At 70.8% G+C, this 15,547-nt stretch carries 16 protein-coding genes; 9 read left to right on the forward strand and 7 right to left on the reverse strand.

The features are described from left to right. The first annotated feature begins 149 nt into the window (after positions 1 to 149). The 3 genes from groL to KZ829_RS03985 all read left to right on the forward strand — a co-directional run bounded on the left by groL (position 150) and on the right by KZ829_RS03985 (position 3,988). A complete protein-coding gene (groL, locus tag KZ829_RS03975) occupies positions 150 to 1,772 on the forward strand; it encodes a chaperonin GroEL (protein ID WP_220142491.1) in 1,623 nt (540 codons plus the stop codon). A gap of 135 nt (positions 1,773 to 1,907) precedes the next feature. Further along, positions 1,908 to 3,707: a glycerol-3-phosphate dehydrogenase/oxidase gene (locus KZ829_RS03980; RefSeq protein ID WP_220142492.1), complete on the forward strand. Its 1,800-nt coding sequence runs from the start codon at positions 1,908 to 1,910 to the stop codon at positions 3,705 to 3,707. Beyond that, positions 3,704 to 3,988 (forward strand): DUF4031 domain-containing protein, encoded by a 285-nt coding sequence (locus KZ829_RS03985; RefSeq protein ID WP_220142493.1) that lies wholly within the window; start codon positions 3,704 to 3,706, stop codon positions 3,986 to 3,988. Before KZ829_RS03980 ends, KZ829_RS03985 begins: the two co-directional genes overlap by 4 nt. On the opposite strand, the gene KZ829_RS03990 is transcribed toward KZ829_RS03985, so the two are convergent. After that, positions 3,960 to 4,598 carry an HD domain-containing protein gene (locus KZ829_RS03990; RefSeq protein WP_204293840.1) on the reverse strand — a complete coding sequence of 213 codons (639 nt, stop codon included), beginning with the start codon at positions 4,596 to 4,598 and terminating at the stop codon, positions 3,960 to 3,962. The genes KZ829_RS03985 and KZ829_RS03990 overlap by 29 nt on opposite strands. Before the next feature lie 29 nt (positions 4,599 to 4,627). On the opposite strand from KZ829_RS03990, the gene KZ829_RS03995 reads away from it, so the two are divergent. Next, entirely contained in the window at positions 4,628 to 5,746 is a 1,119-nt protein-coding gene (locus KZ829_RS03995; protein ID WP_220142494.1) for an FUSC family protein, read from the forward strand. A 14-nt stretch (positions 5,747 to 5,760) separates the two neighbouring features. Further along, positions 5,761 to 7,167: a PrsW family intramembrane metalloprotease gene (locus tag KZ829_RS04000; protein ID WP_246635057.1), complete on the forward strand. Its 1,407-nt coding sequence runs from the start codon at positions 5,761 to 5,763 to the stop codon at positions 7,165 to 7,167. On the opposite strand, the gene KZ829_RS04005 is transcribed toward KZ829_RS04000, so the two are convergent. Next, entirely contained in the window at positions 7,158 to 7,454 is a 297-nt protein-coding gene (locus KZ829_RS04005) for a GroES family chaperonin (RefSeq protein ID WP_220142867.1), read from the reverse strand. The two genes, KZ829_RS04000 and KZ829_RS04005, sit on opposite strands and share 10 nt — an antisense overlap. Positions 7,455 to 7,610: 156 nt before the next feature. Between KZ829_RS04005 and KZ829_RS04010 the strand changes: the two genes are divergently transcribed. Further along, the gene (locus tag KZ829_RS04010) at positions 7,611 to 8,867 is read left to right on the forward strand and encodes an AI-2E family transporter (RefSeq protein ID WP_220142496.1); all 1,257 of its coding nucleotides are present in this window, start codon (positions 7,611 to 7,613) and stop codon (positions 8,865 to 8,867) included. Between the two features lie 48 nt (positions 8,868 to 8,915). On the opposite strand, the gene KZ829_RS04015 is transcribed toward KZ829_RS04010, so the two are convergent. From KZ829_RS04015 to KZ829_RS04030, 5 genes are all read right to left on the reverse strand, one after another. After that, positions 8,916 to 9,266, reverse strand: coding sequence for a DUF1416 domain-containing protein (locus KZ829_RS04015; RefSeq protein WP_220142497.1), 351 nt, complete (start codon positions 9,264 to 9,266; stop codon positions 8,916 to 8,918). Between the two features lie 5 nt (positions 9,267 to 9,271). Next, a complete protein-coding gene (locus KZ829_RS04020) occupies positions 9,272 to 10,120 on the reverse strand; it encodes a sulfurtransferase (RefSeq protein WP_220142498.1) in 849 nt (282 codons plus the stop codon). A gap of 178 nt (positions 10,121 to 10,298) precedes the next feature. Further along, positions 10,299 to 10,376 (reverse strand): Ms5788A family Cys-rich leader peptide, encoded by a 78-nt coding sequence (locus KZ829_RS44795; protein WP_311733677.1) that lies wholly within the window; start codon positions 10,374 to 10,376, stop codon positions 10,299 to 10,301. 70 nt (positions 10,377 to 10,446) lie between these two features. Continuing rightward, positions 10,447 to 11,184 (reverse strand): LmeA family phospholipid-binding protein, encoded by a 738-nt coding sequence (locus KZ829_RS04025; RefSeq protein WP_246635058.1) that lies wholly within the window; start codon positions 11,182 to 11,184, stop codon positions 10,447 to 10,449. Between the two features lie 125 nt (positions 11,185 to 11,309). Next, positions 11,310 to 12,311 (reverse strand): hypothetical protein, encoded by a 1,002-nt coding sequence (locus KZ829_RS04030; protein ID WP_308285327.1) that lies wholly within the window; start codon positions 12,309 to 12,311, stop codon positions 11,310 to 11,312. Between the two features lie 275 nt (positions 12,312 to 12,586). On the opposite strand from KZ829_RS04030, the gene KZ829_RS04035 reads away from it, so the two are divergent. From KZ829_RS04035 to pstS, 3 genes are all read left to right on the forward strand, one after another. Beyond that, positions 12,587 to 13,303 (forward strand): winged helix-turn-helix transcriptional regulator, encoded by a 717-nt coding sequence (locus KZ829_RS04035; protein ID WP_106315799.1) that lies wholly within the window; start codon positions 12,587 to 12,589, stop codon positions 13,301 to 13,303. Between the two features lie 14 nt (positions 13,304 to 13,317). Next, the gene (gene mshD / locus KZ829_RS04040; RefSeq protein ID WP_220142500.1) at positions 13,318 to 14,199 is read left to right on the forward strand and encodes a mycothiol synthase; all 882 of its coding nucleotides are present in this window, start codon (positions 13,318 to 13,320) and stop codon (positions 14,197 to 14,199) included. A 237-nt stretch (positions 14,200 to 14,436) separates the two neighbouring features. Beyond that, the gene (pstS, locus tag KZ829_RS04045; RefSeq protein WP_220142501.1) at positions 14,437 to 15,525 is read left to right on the forward strand and encodes a phosphate ABC transporter substrate-binding protein PstS; all 1,089 of its coding nucleotides are present in this window, start codon (positions 14,437 to 14,439) and stop codon (positions 15,523 to 15,525) included. Positions 15,526 to 15,547 lie beyond the last annotated feature (22 nt).

Raw genomic sequence — 15,547 nt, forward strand, 5'->3', positions numbered from 1 at the left:
ATCGGGGCACGGAGCCGGTCGTCGCGGGCTATCCGGCTCGGCCTGAGGACGTCACATCGCCAGGTGGTGACGTCCACAGACTTCCTCAAAGTGCGGAGAGCGGGGCTGATGAGGCCCGGCGCCGCGGATGTCCGGGAGGACAACGCCGTATGGCCAAGATCATCGCATTCGACGAGGAGGCTCGCCGGGGCCTCGAGCGCGGTATGAACCAGCTCGCCGACGCGGTCAAGGTGACCCTCGGCCCCAAGGGCCGCAACGTGGTTCTCGAGAAGAAGTGGGGCGCCCCCACGATCACCAACGATGGTGTATCCATCGCCAAGGAGATCGAGCTCGAGGACACCTTCGAGAAGATCGGCGCCGAGCTGGTCAAGGAGGTCGCCAAGAAGACCGACGACGTCGCCGGTGACGGCACGACGACGGCGACCGTCCTGGCCCAGGCTCTGGTCCGTGAGGGTCTGCGCAACGTCGCCGCGGGCGCGAACCCGATGGCCCTGAAGCGGGGCATCGAGGCCGCCGTGGCCAGCGTCTCCGAGGCCCTCTCGCAGCTCGCGAAGGACGTGGAGACCAAGGAGCAGATCGCCTCCACCGCCTCCATCTCCGCCGGTGACTCCACGGTCGGCGAGATCATCGCCGAGGCCATGGACAAGGTCGGCAAGGAAGGCGTCATCACCGTCGAGGAGAGCAACACCTTCGGTCTCGAGCTGGAGCTCACCGAGGGCATGCGCTTCGACAAGGGCTACATCTCGGCGTACTTCATGACCGACGCCGAGCGCATGGAGGCCGTCTTCGACGACCCCTACATCCTCATCGCGAACAGCAAGATCTCCGCGGTCAAGGACCTGCTCCCGGTCCTCGAGAAGGTCATGCAGTCCGGCAAGCCGCTGGTCATCATCGCCGAGGACGTCGAGGGCGAGGCCCTGGCCACCCTGGTCGTCAACAAGGTCCGCGGCACCTTCAAGTCGGTCGCCGTCAAGGCCCCCGGCTTCGGTGACCGTCGCAAGGCCATGCTCGAGGACATCGCCATCCTCACCGGTGGCGCGGTCATCAGCGAGGAGGTCGGCCTCAAGCTCGACGCCGCCGACCTGTCGCTGCTGGGCCAGGCCCGCAAGGTCGTCATCACCAAGGACGAGACCACCATCGTCGACGGTGCCGGCAACGCCGAGCAGATCCAGGGCCGGGTCAACCAGATCCGCGCCGAGATCGAGCGCTCGGACTCCGACTACGACCGTGAGAAGCTGCAGGAGCGCCTGGCCAAGCTGGCCGGCGGCGTTGCGGTGATCAAGGTCGGCGCGGCCACCGAGGTCGAGCTCAAGGAGCGCAAGCACCGCATCGAGGACGCCGTTCGCAACGCGAAGGCGGCCGTCGAGGAGGGCATCGTGCCCGGCGGTGGTGTCGCGCTGGTGCAGGCCGGCAAGACCGCCTTCGACAAGCTGGACCTGTCGGGCGACGAGGCCACCGGTGCCAACATCGTCAAGGTCGCGCTCGACGCCCCGCTGCGTCAGATCGCCGTGAACGCCGGCCTCGAGGGCGGCGTCGTGGTGGAGAAGGTGCGCAACCTCGAGGCGGGCCACGGCCTCAACGCCGCGAACGGTGAGTACGTGGACCTGCTGGCCGCGGGCATCATCGACCCGGCCAAGGTGACCCGCTCGGCGCTCCAGAACGCCGCGTCGATCGCCGCGCTGTTCCTCACCACCGAGGCCGTCGTGGCCGACAAGCCCGAGAAGAACCCGGCTCCGGCCGGCGCCCCGGGCGGCGGTGACATGGACTTCTGAGTCCATCGGTTCCCAACCGGAAGGCGGTCCGCTTCGGCGGGCCGCCTTCCGGCCTTCTGCGCGACGCCTCCCCCGGAGGTGTGCCGGCGATATTCCCTCGCCTGGGCGACGCCTGTGGGGGCTAACCTGGGACGGATGCGTGATCCCTCCGTTTCCCGCTATTCGGCCGGCCGTCTGTCCCCGATCCGGCGCGCGGCCGACCTGCGCCGGCTGCGTGACGAGCAGTTCGACGTCCTGGTGGTCGGTGGCGGGGCCACCGGCGCCGGCGCCGCGCTCGACGCCGCCTCCCGTGGCCTCAAGGTCGCCCTGGTGGAGGCGCGGGACCTGGCCGCCGGCACGTCCAGCCGCTCCAGCAAGCTGATCCACGGTGGCCTGCGGTATCTGGAGCAGCTGGAGCTGCACCTGGTCCACGAGGCGCTGACCGAGCGCGGCCTGCTGGCCACCCGGCTCGCGCCGCACCTGGTGCGCCCGGTCCCGATCCTGGTCCCGCTGCCCAGCGCCGGCCTGCCCCGGCGGGCCTGGCAGCGCGGCTACTACGGGCTCGGCGTGGCCGCCTACGACGCGTTCGCCGGGATCTTCGGCACCGGGCGGGGCATGCCGCTGCACCGGCACCTCACCCGCGACGGCGCCCGGCACCTGTTCCCCAGCCTGCGGGCCGACCGGATCGCCGGGGCCATCCGCTACTACGACGGGCAGGTCGACGACGCCCGGCTGGTGGTCAACCTGGCGCGGACCGCGGCCAGCCTGGGCGCCGCGGTGGTGACCAGCGCCCGGGTCACCGGCTTCGTGCGCGAGGCCCGCCAGGTGGTCGGCGTGAAGGTGCGTGACCTGGAGGCCCCGGGCTCGGAGGAGTTCGAGGTCCGGGCGCGCACGGTGGTCGCCGCCACCGGCGTGTGGAGCGACGACATGTCGCAGATGCTCAACGACGTGGGCGTCCGGCCGGGGCTGCGGGTCCGCGCCTCCAAGGGGGTGCACCTCGTGGTGCCCCGCTCGGCGATCACCGGTGAGTCCGGCCTGATCCTGCGGACCGCGACGTCGGTGCTGTTCGTGCTGCCCTGGGGCGGTCACTGGATCATCGGCACCACGGACACCGACTGGCAGCTCGACCGGGCCCACCCGGCCGCCTCCGCCCGCGACATCCGCTACCTGCTCGACCAGGTCAACGCGGTGCTGGACCGGCCGCTCACCACCGACGACATCGAGGGCGTCTACGCCGGTCTGCGGCCGCTGCTCTCCGGCGAGGCCGACTCCACCTCGAAACTGTCCCGCGAGCACGCCGTGGTCGAGCCGATGCTGGGGCTGCTGCTGGTGGCCGGCGGCAAGTACACGACGTACCGGGTGATGGCGGCCGACGTCATCGACCGGGCGGTGCGCCGGCTGAGCGGTCCGGCCCGGCCGTCGCGGACCGCCGAACTGCCGCTGCTCGGCGCGGACGGCTACGCCGCCGCGTGGCGGGACCGGCACGACACGGCCCGGCGGCACGGCGTCACCGCCGGGGTGGTCGAGCATCTCCTGGAGAGGTACGGAACCCTGACCGTTCACCTGCTGGCGATGATGGCCGCCCAGCCCGAGCTGGCCGCGCCGCTGGCCGGGGCGCCGGAGTACCTGGCCGCCGAGGTGGCGTATGCGGCGCTCGCCGAGGGGGCCCTGCACCTCGACGACGTGCTCACCCGGCGGACCAGGATCTCGATCGAGACCTCGCACCGTGGCGCCGAGTCGGCCGCGCACGCCGCCGAGATCATGGGCCAGGCGCTCGGCTGGGACGCCACCGTCCGGCAGAAGGAGATCGAGCACTACCTGGCCCGGGTCACCGCCGAGCGGCAGTCGCAGACCAAGCCGGACGACGAGACCGCCGACGCCGCCCGGATGGGTGCGCCGGACGTCCGCGGGCTGACCGCCGACCGGTGGGAGCCGCTGCTCGAGATCGACCTTTGATCCTCGTCGACGAGCCGCTCTGGCCGGGTCGCGGCCGTCTCTGGTCGCACCTGGTCAGCGACGTCTCCTATGACGAGCTGCACGTCTTCGCCGAGATGCTCGGCACGCCGCGGCGGGCCTTCGACCGGGACCACTACGACATCCCGGAGTTCCGGTTCCACAGCGCGCTCTGGCTGGGCGCCACCCTGCTGCCCTCGCGTGAGCTGGCCGCCCGTCTCAGGGCGGCCGGCCTGCGCCGCCCGAAGCATGTGGTCAGGCGAGTTCTTCCAGCTCAGCCTTGAGATTTGCCCGGGCCCGGTCCTCCCACTGTTCGCGGATCTCGGCGTGGCGGTAGATGGACGGCAGGTTCAGCAGCTCGGTGAGGACCCGCGAGCGGCCGCCCCGGAAGGCGTCGTCGGGGACGTGGGCGTACTCGCGGCGGATCGCGCTGGTGTAGCGGACGTACCGCTCGGTGTCGGCGGCCAGGATCGACAGGTCGGCGTCGCAGAGCAGCTCGCCGTCCGGATCGTTCTCCCCGGTCGCGTGCCCGGCGGTCAGGCTCACCAGGCGGGCCACCTCGACGGCCACCTCGGCCGGGGCGCCCAGGCTGGTCAGCAGACCCTCGGCGAACTCGGCGCTGTCCCGCTCGTTGGCGTCACCCAGAGCACGCGGGTCGTACACCGCGTCGTGCAGCCAGGCGGCCAGGCGTACCCGGTCGGGGTGGGGCGCCAGGTGGGCGAAGCGGTCGACCACCTCGAGCACCGCGGCGAGATGGGTCACGTCGTGATAGTGGCGCTGCGGCTCGGTCCAGCGGCCGACCAGGTAGCTCGCGGCGGAGTCCAGGTCCGCGTCGCTCGCGGTGGCGCCGGCGCCACGGGCCGCGGCCCGGAAAGCTTCAGGCAGAGAGGTCACTCAGGCATCCTGACACGTAGGTTGTTGTCATGATCGGCAAGAAGCGGGTCCCGGTGTTCCTCGTCCGGGGCAGGGCCGGGCTGATGCTCGCGATGCAGGCCGGTCTCGCCGCCGGACTGGCGTGGTATGTGGCTCACGACCTGTCCGGCCGCCCGATACCGTTCTTCGCGCCGATCGCCGCGGTGATCGCGCTCGGCTCGTCGGTGGGCCAGCGCCTGCGGCGGACGGCGGAACTGGTCATCGGGGTGGCGGTCGGCATCGGCCTGGGCGACGGCATCATCCTGCTGATCGGCAACGGCCCGGTGCAGATCGGCCTGATCGTGCTGCTCGCCGTGCTGTTGGCGACCGCGGTCGGCGGCGGCGCCGCGCTGATCGTGCAGTCCGCCTCCTCGGCGGTGCTGGTCGCCACCCTCACCTCGAGCAACGGACAGCCCTGGACCCGCTTCCTGGACGCTCTGGTCGGCGGTGCGGTGGCGCTCGTGGTGATGACCGTGCTGCTGCCGCTGAACCCGCTGACCGTGGTGCGCCGGGCCGCCGACCCGGCGCTGCGGGCCTTCACCGACGGCCTGCACGACGCGGCCCGCGGGCTGGCCGCCGCCGATCCGGACGTGCTCCAGGCGGCTCTGGAGCGGCTGCGGGCGGCCGAGGGCCCCTTCGCGGCGTTCCAGTCGGCGATCGAGGCGGCCGGGGAGAACGTGGCGTTCGCGCCGGCCCGGTGGCGGGCCCGCGGCGCCCTGGCCCAGTACGTCGAGGGCGCCCCCCAGCTCACCTACTCGCTGCGCAACGTCCGGGTGCTGCTGCGCCGGGCACACACCGCGCTCAACGACCAGGAGCCGGTCCCGGCGCTGCTGCCCGTGTCGGTCCGGCACCTGGGCGACGCCGTGGAGCTGCTCCGGCAGGAGTGGGATCGGGGCGTCGAGCCGGTCGCGGCCCGGGAACGGGCGCTGCGGGCGGTCGCCGAGTCGGGCCACGCCTACCAGGAGGGGGTCGGCTACTCCGGGGGCGTGGTGGTGGCGCAGATCCGGACCGCGGTGGCCGACCTGCTGCGGGCCACCGGCGTCGAGTACGCGGAGGCGACCCGTCAGGTGCGGGCCGCCATCGGCTGGCGGGGGCGGCCCCACGGAGCACGCCGTCGTACCGGTCGATGACTAGGCTTGCGGGCATGGCCGACGATCCCGCCCCCGAGACGACCGAGGCTGTCCCTCCCTATCCCGAGGTGACCGAGGCGGCGAAGGCGCCGGTTCCCGGGCGCACCGCCGGGTGGCGGCGCTGGCTGCCGGTCACCCTGGTGATCGCGCTGATCGCCGCCGGGGCCGTCTTCATGCTGGTCTTCCTCGGTTACAACATCGGCATCACCGGCCTGGCCGTCGGCCTGACCGCGGCGATCCTCCCGGTCCCGCTGCTGGCCAGCAGTTTCGTCTGGCTGGACAGGTACGAGCCGGAGCCCGCGAAATACCTGATCTACTGCTTCGCCTGGGGCGCCGCCGTGGCGACCGCGGTGTCCCTCGGGGTGAACAGCGGCGCCGCCTGGCTCTTCGACCGGGTGGGCCTGCCGGACGCGCTGGTCGCGGTGCTGGTGGCCCCGCTCATCGAGGAGTCGACGAAGGTGCTGGGCCCGCTGCTGCTGTTCTGGCGCCGCCGCGGCGAGTGGTCCGGCATCACCGACGGCATCGTCTACTGCGGCCTCTCCGCGCTCGGCTTCGCCATGGTGGAGAACGTGCTGTACCTGGGCGGGCACGGCTACGCGGCGGGCGCCGACGAGTACGGTCCGGCCACCGGCCTGCAGAACGTGTTCCTGATCTTCATCGTCCGGGTCCTGTTCACCGGCTTCGCCCACCCGCTGTTCACCTCGATGGCCGGGATCGGGCTGGGCATCGCGGCGCGCTCCGGCGACCGGACCGTCCGGCGGCTCGCCCCGGTGGCCGGCCTGCTGCTCGCGATGATCCTGCACGGCATCTTCAACCTGCTGCCGACCCTGGCCGGCGCCACCGGCGAGACCATGATCATGCTGTACGGCTACCTCGGCTTCATGGTGCCGTTCTTCTTCCTGGTGGTCGGCTTCGCCATCGCGCTGCGCAGCTGGGAGGGCCGCCTCGCCGAGCGGGTGCTGTACGACTACGCCGCCGCCGGCTGGTTCGCCCCGTCCGAGGTGGCCGCCCTCGGCACGCTCGGCCGCCGGCACGCCGCCCGGGAGTGGGCGACCCGGGTCGCCGGCCCGATGGGGCGCCGCGCGATGCGGGACTTCCAGTTCGCGGCGACCCGGCTGGCGCTGCTGCGCGACGGGCTGCGGCGTGGGCTGCCGCGGACTCCGTACGAGCTGAACCACGCCACCGAGGAGGAGCGGGAGCTGCTGACCGCGATCACCGGGTACCGTTCGGTCTTCGCCGGGCGCGACCCGCAGACGCCGCCGTCCTGGTGGGACGGGCGGTATTACCGGATCGCCTTCCCGGACGGGGTGGTGCGGACCGTGGCCCCGCCGCCGGAGCCGGTCATGCCGGTGCCGGTGCGGCTTGGCTACTACGCGAGCCCGCCTCCGCCGATGTTCGCCCCGATGCCACCTCAGAGGTAGAGGCCGGTGCCGTCCGGCTCGACCCGGTCGGCCGCGACCGCGTGCACGTCCCGTTCGCGGAGCAGCACGTACCCCTTGCCGTGCAGTTCGACCTCGGAGCGGTCGTCCGGGTCGAAGAGGACGCGGTCGCCCACCACGATCGACCGGACGTTGGGCCCGACGCCGACCGCGGTCGCCCAGGACAGGCGCCGGCCCATCGAGGCGGTGGCCGGGATGACGATGCCGGCGGTGGACCGCCGCTCGCCCTCCCCACCGTCCTGACGGACGAGGACGCGGTCGTGCAGCATCCGGATCGGCAATCCGGTCTCGGTACGGGCGGTGTCGGCACTCACGATTGCAGACGGTACGCCGCCACGGATTCCCATCGTCGCGGGGTAAGGCGTTCCGAGCCACTGGGTACTAGCGTGATTACCGCGCATTCGAGAGTCGAGGAGGTATGGCGGTTGAACCGCTTCCGACGGGTCCGGGACAACCTGAGGAAGGCCTACGACTCCGGCCGCGAATCGGTGCGTCAGGGCCGGACCGACCGTGCCGAGGAGGAGTCCGACCGGTACGAGGAGTTCATCCCACCACCACCCGTGCCCGAGTTCACGCACCACTCGACGGCCAGCAGGGACGACGCGGACGTGCCGCAGCCGCTGCGCATCGCGGCGTCCTGGAGCTGGCGCCTGATCGTGGTGGGCGTGATCGGCTGGGCGCTGCTCAAGCTGATCGGCATGGTCAGCATCGTGATGATCCCGCTGGCCATCGCGCTGCTGCTGTCGGCGCTGTTCGGCCCGGCGGTGGGCTGGCTGCTGCGGCTGCGCCTGCCCCGGTCGTTGGCGACGTTCCTGGTGATGGTCACCGGGATAGCCGCGGTCGTCGGCACGCTGACCCTGGTGGTGAACCAGTTCATCGCCGGGGTGCCGAAACTGACCGAGAACGCGAGCGCCGGTGTCCGGCAGATCCAGCAGTGGGCGCGGACCGGGCCGCTGCACCTCTCCGACGCGCAGGTGGATCAGGGTATCGACGCCGGTCAGGAGTGGATCAACTCGAACACCACGTCGCTGACCTCGACCGGCATCGCCACCGTGGCGACCATCGCGGAGCTGGTCACCGGCCTGCTGCTGGTCCTCTTCGCGACGTTCTTCTTCCTGCGGGACGGGCGGTCGATCTGGCGGTTCATCGTCCGGCTCTTCCCGGTGAACGCACGCTGGTCGCTGGCCGACGCGGGCGACGCCTCCTGGGCGACCCTGGGGTCGTACGTGCGGGCCACCGTGCTGGTCGCCTTCATCGACGCGGTCGGCATCGGCCTGGCGCTGGTGGTGCTGGAGGTGGAGTTCGCCTTCCCACTGGCCGCGCTGGTCTTCCTGGGCGCGTTCATCCCGATCGTCGGCGCCAGCGTGTCCGGTGTGGTCGCCGTCCTGGTGGCGCTGGTCGACGAGGGCTGGGTGGTCGCCCTGATCACGCTGGCCGCGGTGATCCTGGTCCAGCAGATCGAGGGGCACGTCCTCCAGCCGCTGATCATGGGCCGGGCGGTGTCGGTGCACCCGCTCGGGGTGATCATCGGGATCGCCTGCGGTGTGGTGCTGGCCGGGATCATCGGGGCGCTGGTGGCGGTGCCGCTGATCGCGGTGCTCAACACCGGCATCCGGCGGCTGTCCCGGCGGCGGCCGGAGATCCCACCGCACGCCGAGGTGGTCACCACCGGCGGGACATGAGAGAAGGGCGGGACCCCGAGGGGTCCCGCCCTTTCAACAGAGCGTGGGTCAGGCGGTGGCCACGTTCAGAGCGATCTCGTTGACGCCGAGGGCGGCGTCGACCGCCAGCTCGCCGTTGCCGTGCCGGCTGAGCGCCTTCACGGTCCAGGAGCCGGGCGCGGCGAAGAACCGGAACACGCCCTCGGGCGAGGAGACCACCTCGGCGGTGAACTCGCCGGAGGAGTCGAGCAGGCGCACGTACGCGCCGCCGACGGCCTCGCTGTCGGCGTTGCGGACGATGCCGGTGATGACCGTCTCCTTGGCCAGGTCCACGCTGCTGGGGAGGGGCGCGGACTGGTCGGGGGCGGCGCAACCGGCGGCGATGTTCCCCGCGGTGTTCGCGGTGGTGGGCACAGTCATGATGATCAGGCCTTTCCGGGTTCGTCGCCGAGGGCGATCGGCACACCGATGAGGGAGCCGTACTCGGTCCAGGAACCGTCGTAGTTCTTCACGTTCTCGTGACCGAGCAGCTCCTTGAGCACGAACCACGTGTGCGAGGAGCGCTCGCCGATGCGGCAGTACGCGATGGTGTCCTTGCTGCCGTCCAGACCGGCCTCACCGTAGATCTTGGCGAGATCCTCGTCGGACTTGAAGGTGCCGTCCTCGTTCGCGGCCTTGCTCCACGGCACGCTGAGCGCGGTCGGGATGTGGCCGGCCCGCTGGGACTGCTCCTGCGGCAGGTGCGCCGGGGCGAGCAGGCGGCCCGCGAACTCGTCAGGGCTGCGCACGTCGACCAGGTTCTTCACGCCGATGGCCTGGACCACCTCGTCACGGAACGCGCGGATCTCCAGGTTCGGCGCCTTGGCGACGTAGCTGGTCTTCTCGCGGACCGGCACGTCCTTGGTGTAGGCGCGGGCGTCCAGCTCCCACTTCTTGCGGCCGCCGTCGATCAGCCTGACCTGCTCGTGGCCGTACAGCTTGAAGTACCAGTACGCGTACGCCGCGAACCAGTTGTTGTTGCCGCCGTACAGGATCACGGTGTCGTCGTTGGAGATGCCGCGCTCGGAGAGCAGAGCGGCGAACTGCTCCTGGTTGACGAAGTCCCGCCGGACCGGGTCCTGGAGGTCCTTCTTCCAGTCGATCTTGATCGCGCCGGGGATGTGGCCGCCGTCGTAGGCGGTGGTGTCCTCGTCGACCTCGACGAAGACGAGACCCGGGGTCTCCAGGTTCTCCTCGGCCCAGTCGGCCGAGACGAGTGCGGTGTCGCGACTCATCGGTTCACTCCCTGATGGTGGGTGATGGGTGAGTCAGCGCACGGAAGTGTCCTGTTCAGTCGCACTCCGCGCGGACCCATGGGTGGTTGGGATCACGGGCTGCTTGTGCGACGGCGCCACTGCCGGGCTAGAAATGCCCTGGGCTATCAGAAAAGGTGCTCAGCACCGAGTGGCCCCGTCAGTGAACGGGGCGACACAGGCACGCGGCCACGCGGCACAGGTCGACCGCGCGCCTTTTCGTGAGCAACAGGCTCATGGGAAACGACCCTACCAGCGGGCTCAGCCAGCGGAACAGCACCGACCACCATCCGGGAAGACGCGGCCGGTCAGGCGCCCGCCCCGGCGAGCGCCACGTCGCTGGCGCCGAACGTGACCCGCAGTCCCCCGGGCAGCGGGGTCAGCTCCTGGACCTGGAGGTTCATCGGCAGATCCGGGACGTCGACGGTGAACGTCATCCGCTTCACGTACGAATCGATCTGGCCCTGGACGAACGGGTTGGGCGCCACGTCCTTGGCCGTCACATCGGAGAAACGCACCTGAACCCTGCCCTTGGCGACGCTCAGGTCGGCGGTGCCGGCCAGTTCGACGGTCTGGAGGCCGGAGATCTTCAGCTCGGCGGTGCCGACGACCCTGCCGTCCTTCTCGGCCAGGGTCAGGCCCGGCTGACCGGTCGCTTCGGCGATCACGTCGTAGTCGATCGTGCCGGTGCCGGTGACCGTCTCGGCCCGCACGTCGCCGGTGCCGTCACGCAGGGCGCTGAGCGGCGCGCTGACATCGGTGGCCCGGATGTCCAGCGAGTCCATCCGCACCGTCACGTCGGTGCCGGTCGGGGCCGAGAAGTCCGGCAGCGAGATCCGGATCTCCTGGTACTTCCCGGCCAGGACCTGGGTCAGGAACGGGACGCCGGCGATCTCGACCTCCGGGGTGCCGCTGGTGGCGCCCTGGTCGGCGACCTGCTGGGACACCTTCTCGGCGAGGACGCCCTCGGCGTACGACGAGCCGATCCGGTCGATCACCACGACACCGAGGAACAGGAGCACCAGCAGCGTCAGGACGACGATCATCAGGGCACGACCACGACGGCGACGGCGTGGGCGTCCTGATACGTGCACCTCGGTCACTGTTCCTCCCGGCTCATCACCCTGGGGAACGTACATGCCCGGGTCGAGGGTTCACCGAAACCGGTGTGTCAGGTGAGGTAGAGATGGACCAGCGAGTACGCCGCGAACGCGGTGAGCGCGAACCCGCCGAGCGGCCCCTGCATGTGCCGTGCCAGCCAGAAGGTGGGCGCCTCCCCGGCCAGCCGGCGCCCCGCCTCGCCGAAGTTGACGGCCAGGTCGATCAGGTGGGCGGCCACCGCGGCGACCAGGCCCAGCACCGCGCCCTTGGCCGGGGTGAACGGCAGCACCAGGTAACTGCCGAGCAGGGAGGCGGCCAGCGTGCCGAGCATCGCGCCGAGCACGATGCCGGTCGCGCCGCGCGGCACCTGGAGCGCGATCCGCGGCTTCGGGAAGACCGCGTCGGTCAGCCGGGCGGTCAGCAGCGCCACCCCGGCGCCGGTGCAGCAGACCAGGATGGCCTGGGCGCCGAGCGGCTCACGGACCAACAGGATCATGATCGAGTACGCCGTCGCGCCGCTGACGATGATCAGCGTGGTCCGCCATGAGTCCCTGGCCCGTTGCCGGTCCTCGGCCCGGATCATCTGCGCCACCAGCGTCACCGCGAAACCGCCGAGCGTCACCCAGATCAGCGGGAGCAGCGCGTCCTCGCCGGTGACCGCCAGGTAGTCGGTGGCCAGCGCGGTCACCGCGACGATCGCGGCGGTGGCGCCCGCCGCCGGCGGGTGCAGGGCCATGGTCCAGGCGAGCAGGCCGAGCAACTGCACCCCGAAGAGCACGATCGCGTACGACACGCGCGAACCCGGGCCGGTCGCGTGCGCCCCGATGACCAGCGCGATGGCGAGCAGCGCGGCGAAGCCACCGATCGCGGCCGACAGTCTCGGCCGGACCGTGGCTATCGGGATCTCTTCGAACTCGTCGTCCTCGTGATCCGCGGAGTCGGGACGGTCGCCCCCCTCCTCTTCGGGGACGGCGCCGTAGAACCCGGCCTTGGGGCGGCCTGGATTCATCCGGGCGACCTGCTGAGAGGCCTCGGCGTCCCAGGGGTCGTCGTTCGGCATGGAGGGAAACACGACTGCGATCGTGCCAGACCCGGGTCCGCGGACCCAATCGCCGGGCGTGGCAATCCTCGGGTAAAAAGCCGGTTAAGGATCAGCCGTTCGGCCACCTTCATCGCGTTCTCTACATCACTTGCGAGTACGACCCGGGTGTTCAGCCTGATGTATCGGTTAAGGTAACCGCAACCCACCCGTCGGTGACGCCGGGCCCCAAACTCCGGTGGCGAAGCCTCCAGTGCTGCGCAGACCGGGTCACCCGAGCGGCCTGTGCCGCGAGGACGGAGGTGAGTGTGGAGATCCTTCTGCTTGTCACGGCACGTGCCGGTGAGCCTTCTGCCGTACTGCCGGCTCTGGACCTTCTGCCCCACTCGGTTCGCACTGCTCCCCGCGACGTACGGACCCTGGTGTCGGGGCCGAGCCCCGACGCCGTCCTGGTGGACGCCCGCTCCGAGCTCTCGGAGGCGCGTGCCACCTGCCGGATGCTGCACGCCACCGGAATCGGTGTCCCGCTGATCGCGGTCGTCACCGAGGCCGGGCTGATCGCGCTGAACGCGGACTGGGGCGTCGACGACGTCATCCTCGCCAGCGCCGGACCGGCCGAGGTCGAGGCGCGGCTGCGCCTGTCGGTCGGCCGTCTCAACAACGCGACCGCCGGCGCCGGCGGCTCGATCCGGGCCGGCGAGCTCAACATCGACCCGGACACCTACGCCGCGAAGCTCAAGGGCCGGCCGCTCGACCTGACCTACAAGGAGTTCGAGCTGCTCAAGTTCCTCGCCCAGCACCCGGGCCGGGTCTTCACCCGCGACCAGCTGCTGCGCGAGGTGTGGGGCTACGACTACTTCGGCGGCACCCGGACGGTCGACGTCCACGTCCGGCGCCTGCGTGCCAAGCTCGGCTCGGAGTACGAGTCGATGATCGGCACCGTCCGCCAGGTGGGTTACAAGTTCGTGGTCCCGCCGTCCGGCCGCCAGCTGCCGGACAACGAGCCCGTCTCGCTCCCGGTCTGATCCAGAGTTCCTCCATGACGTCGCGACAGCCGGTCCGTGCCACGGACCGGCTGTCGTCGTCCGAGGTGGACGACGTGCTGGCCCTGGCCGCTGCCGCCGGGTATCTGGACGGCGTCTACCCGCTCTCCGAGGACGTCGTGCTGCGGGTCCGCGGCGGCGTCTCCGCGCACGGGCGGCACCTGCTGGCCTACGCCGGTGACCGGCTGGCCGGCTACGCCTTCGTGGAGGACGCCTCCGGCGAGCTGATCGTCCATCCCGAGTTCCGCCGGGCCGGCGTCGGCACCGAGTTGCTGACCGCCGCCGGGCCGGGCCCGTTGCGGTTCTGGGCGCACGGTGACGATCCCGGCGCGGCCGCCTTCGCCGCGCGGACCGGTTTCGAGCGCGCCCGGGTGCTGTGGCAGATGCGCCGTTCCCTGCTCGAGCCGCTGCCCGACATCCCGCTGCCCGAGGGTGTGACCGTCAGGTCCTTCCGTCCCGGGGCCGACGAGCAGGTCTGGCTCGAGGTGAACGCGAGGGCGTTCGCCCATCATCCGGAGCAGGGGCGCTGGACCCTTCCGGATCTGCTGACCCGGGAGGACGAGCCGTGGTTCGACCCGGCCGGCTTCCTGCTCGCGGTGGATGTCGCCGACACCGTGCTCGGTTTCCACTGGACCAAGGTGCATCCGGCCTCGGGTGACGAGCCGGCGATCGGGGAGATCTACGTGCTCGGTGTCGACCCGTCCGGGCACCGGCGCGGGCTGGGCGCCGCGCTGAGCGTGGCGGGTCTGCGGCATCTCGCCGGGGCCGGTCTGACGGTCTCCAGCCTCTATGTCGACGAGTCGAACACGGCCGCCGTGAAGCTGTACCGGCGTCTCGGGTTCGAGGTCTACAAGACCGACGTCAACTACCGCCGATAACGGCACGGACAAGCGCTTGTCTCGCTCAGGTAACGCCTGACCGTATATACCCGACATTTCGGGTAGCAGGAGCGCAGTTCACTTAACGGACAACTGTCTCTCGGGGGATGGCTACCTTCTGGGACTTACGTGTTCACGCCCAGTTCATTTACGGCCAGGAATCCGGTCACCTGGCCTTCTTAGCTTTTCGGGTGTGAGCCGGTGAGAGACCGGCTGCATAACCCCGAAGGGACTCCCGTGAAGCTCCAGCGGTCCGGTTTCGTGGCCGGCATTGCTTTGACTGCGGCGATCGCGCTCACCGGGTGCGGCTCCGACAACGAGCCCGCCGGCAGCACCTCGTCCGCGGCGCCGGGCGACTGCGTCGGCGGCAGCCTGACGGCGCAGGGCTCCACCGCTCAGAAGAACGCCATGGACGACTGGATCAAGGCGTACCAGACCAAGTGCGCCGACTCCAAGGTGGACTACCAGGGCACCGGTTCCGGCGCGGGCATCGAGGCCTTCATCGCCGGCACCGCCGACTTCGCCGGTTCCGACTCGGCGCTCAAGGAGGAGGAGCAGCCGCAGGCCGACGCCAAGTGCGCCGGTGGCAAGGCGCTCAACCTCCCGATGGTGATCGGCCCGATCGCGGTCGTCTACAACGTCGACGGCGCCGACGGCCTTCAGCTCTCGTCCTCCACCATCGCGAAGATCTTCGCCGGCAAGATCACCAAGTGGAACGACGCGGCGATCGCCGCGGAGAACGCCGGCGCCAAGCTGCCCGACGCCAAGATCGAGACGGTGCACCGGGCGGACGAGTCGGGCACCACCGACAACTTCACCAAGTACCTGAGCAAGACCGCCGAGGCGGACTGGACCTACGGCAACGCCAAGGCGTGGAAGGCCCCGGGCGGCACTGGCGTCTCCAAGTCGGACGGCATCGCCACCAAGGTCAAGAGCACCCCGAACACCATCTCGTACGTCGAGCTGTCGTTCGCCGAGAACAGCGGCCTCCAGACCGCGAAGATCAAGAACGGCGCCGGCGAGTACGTCGAGCTGTCCGGTGAGAGCGCCGGCAAGACCTTCGAGAACGCCGAGATCAAGGGCACCGACGGCGACCTGGCCCTCAGCCTGGACTACGCCACCACCACCCCCGGCGCGTACCCGATCGTGCTGGTGACCTACGAGATCGCGTGCAGCAAGGGCAGCGCGAAGGCCAAGGAGGTCCAGGCCTTCCTGAAGTACACCTCCAGCAGCGATGGCCAGAAGGCGCTCGCGGACCTGGGCTACGCCCCGCTGCCGGAGACCCTCCGCACCAAGGTCGCGGACTCGGTCGCCAAGATCTCCTGACCCATCCGTCAATCCCTCCTAG

The sequence above is a fragment of the Actinoplanes hulinensis genome, assembly GCF_019429605.1.
In the GTDB taxonomy this organism is placed as follows: Bacteria; Actinomycetota; Actinomycetes; order Mycobacteriales; family Micromonosporaceae; genus Actinoplanes; species Actinoplanes campanulatus.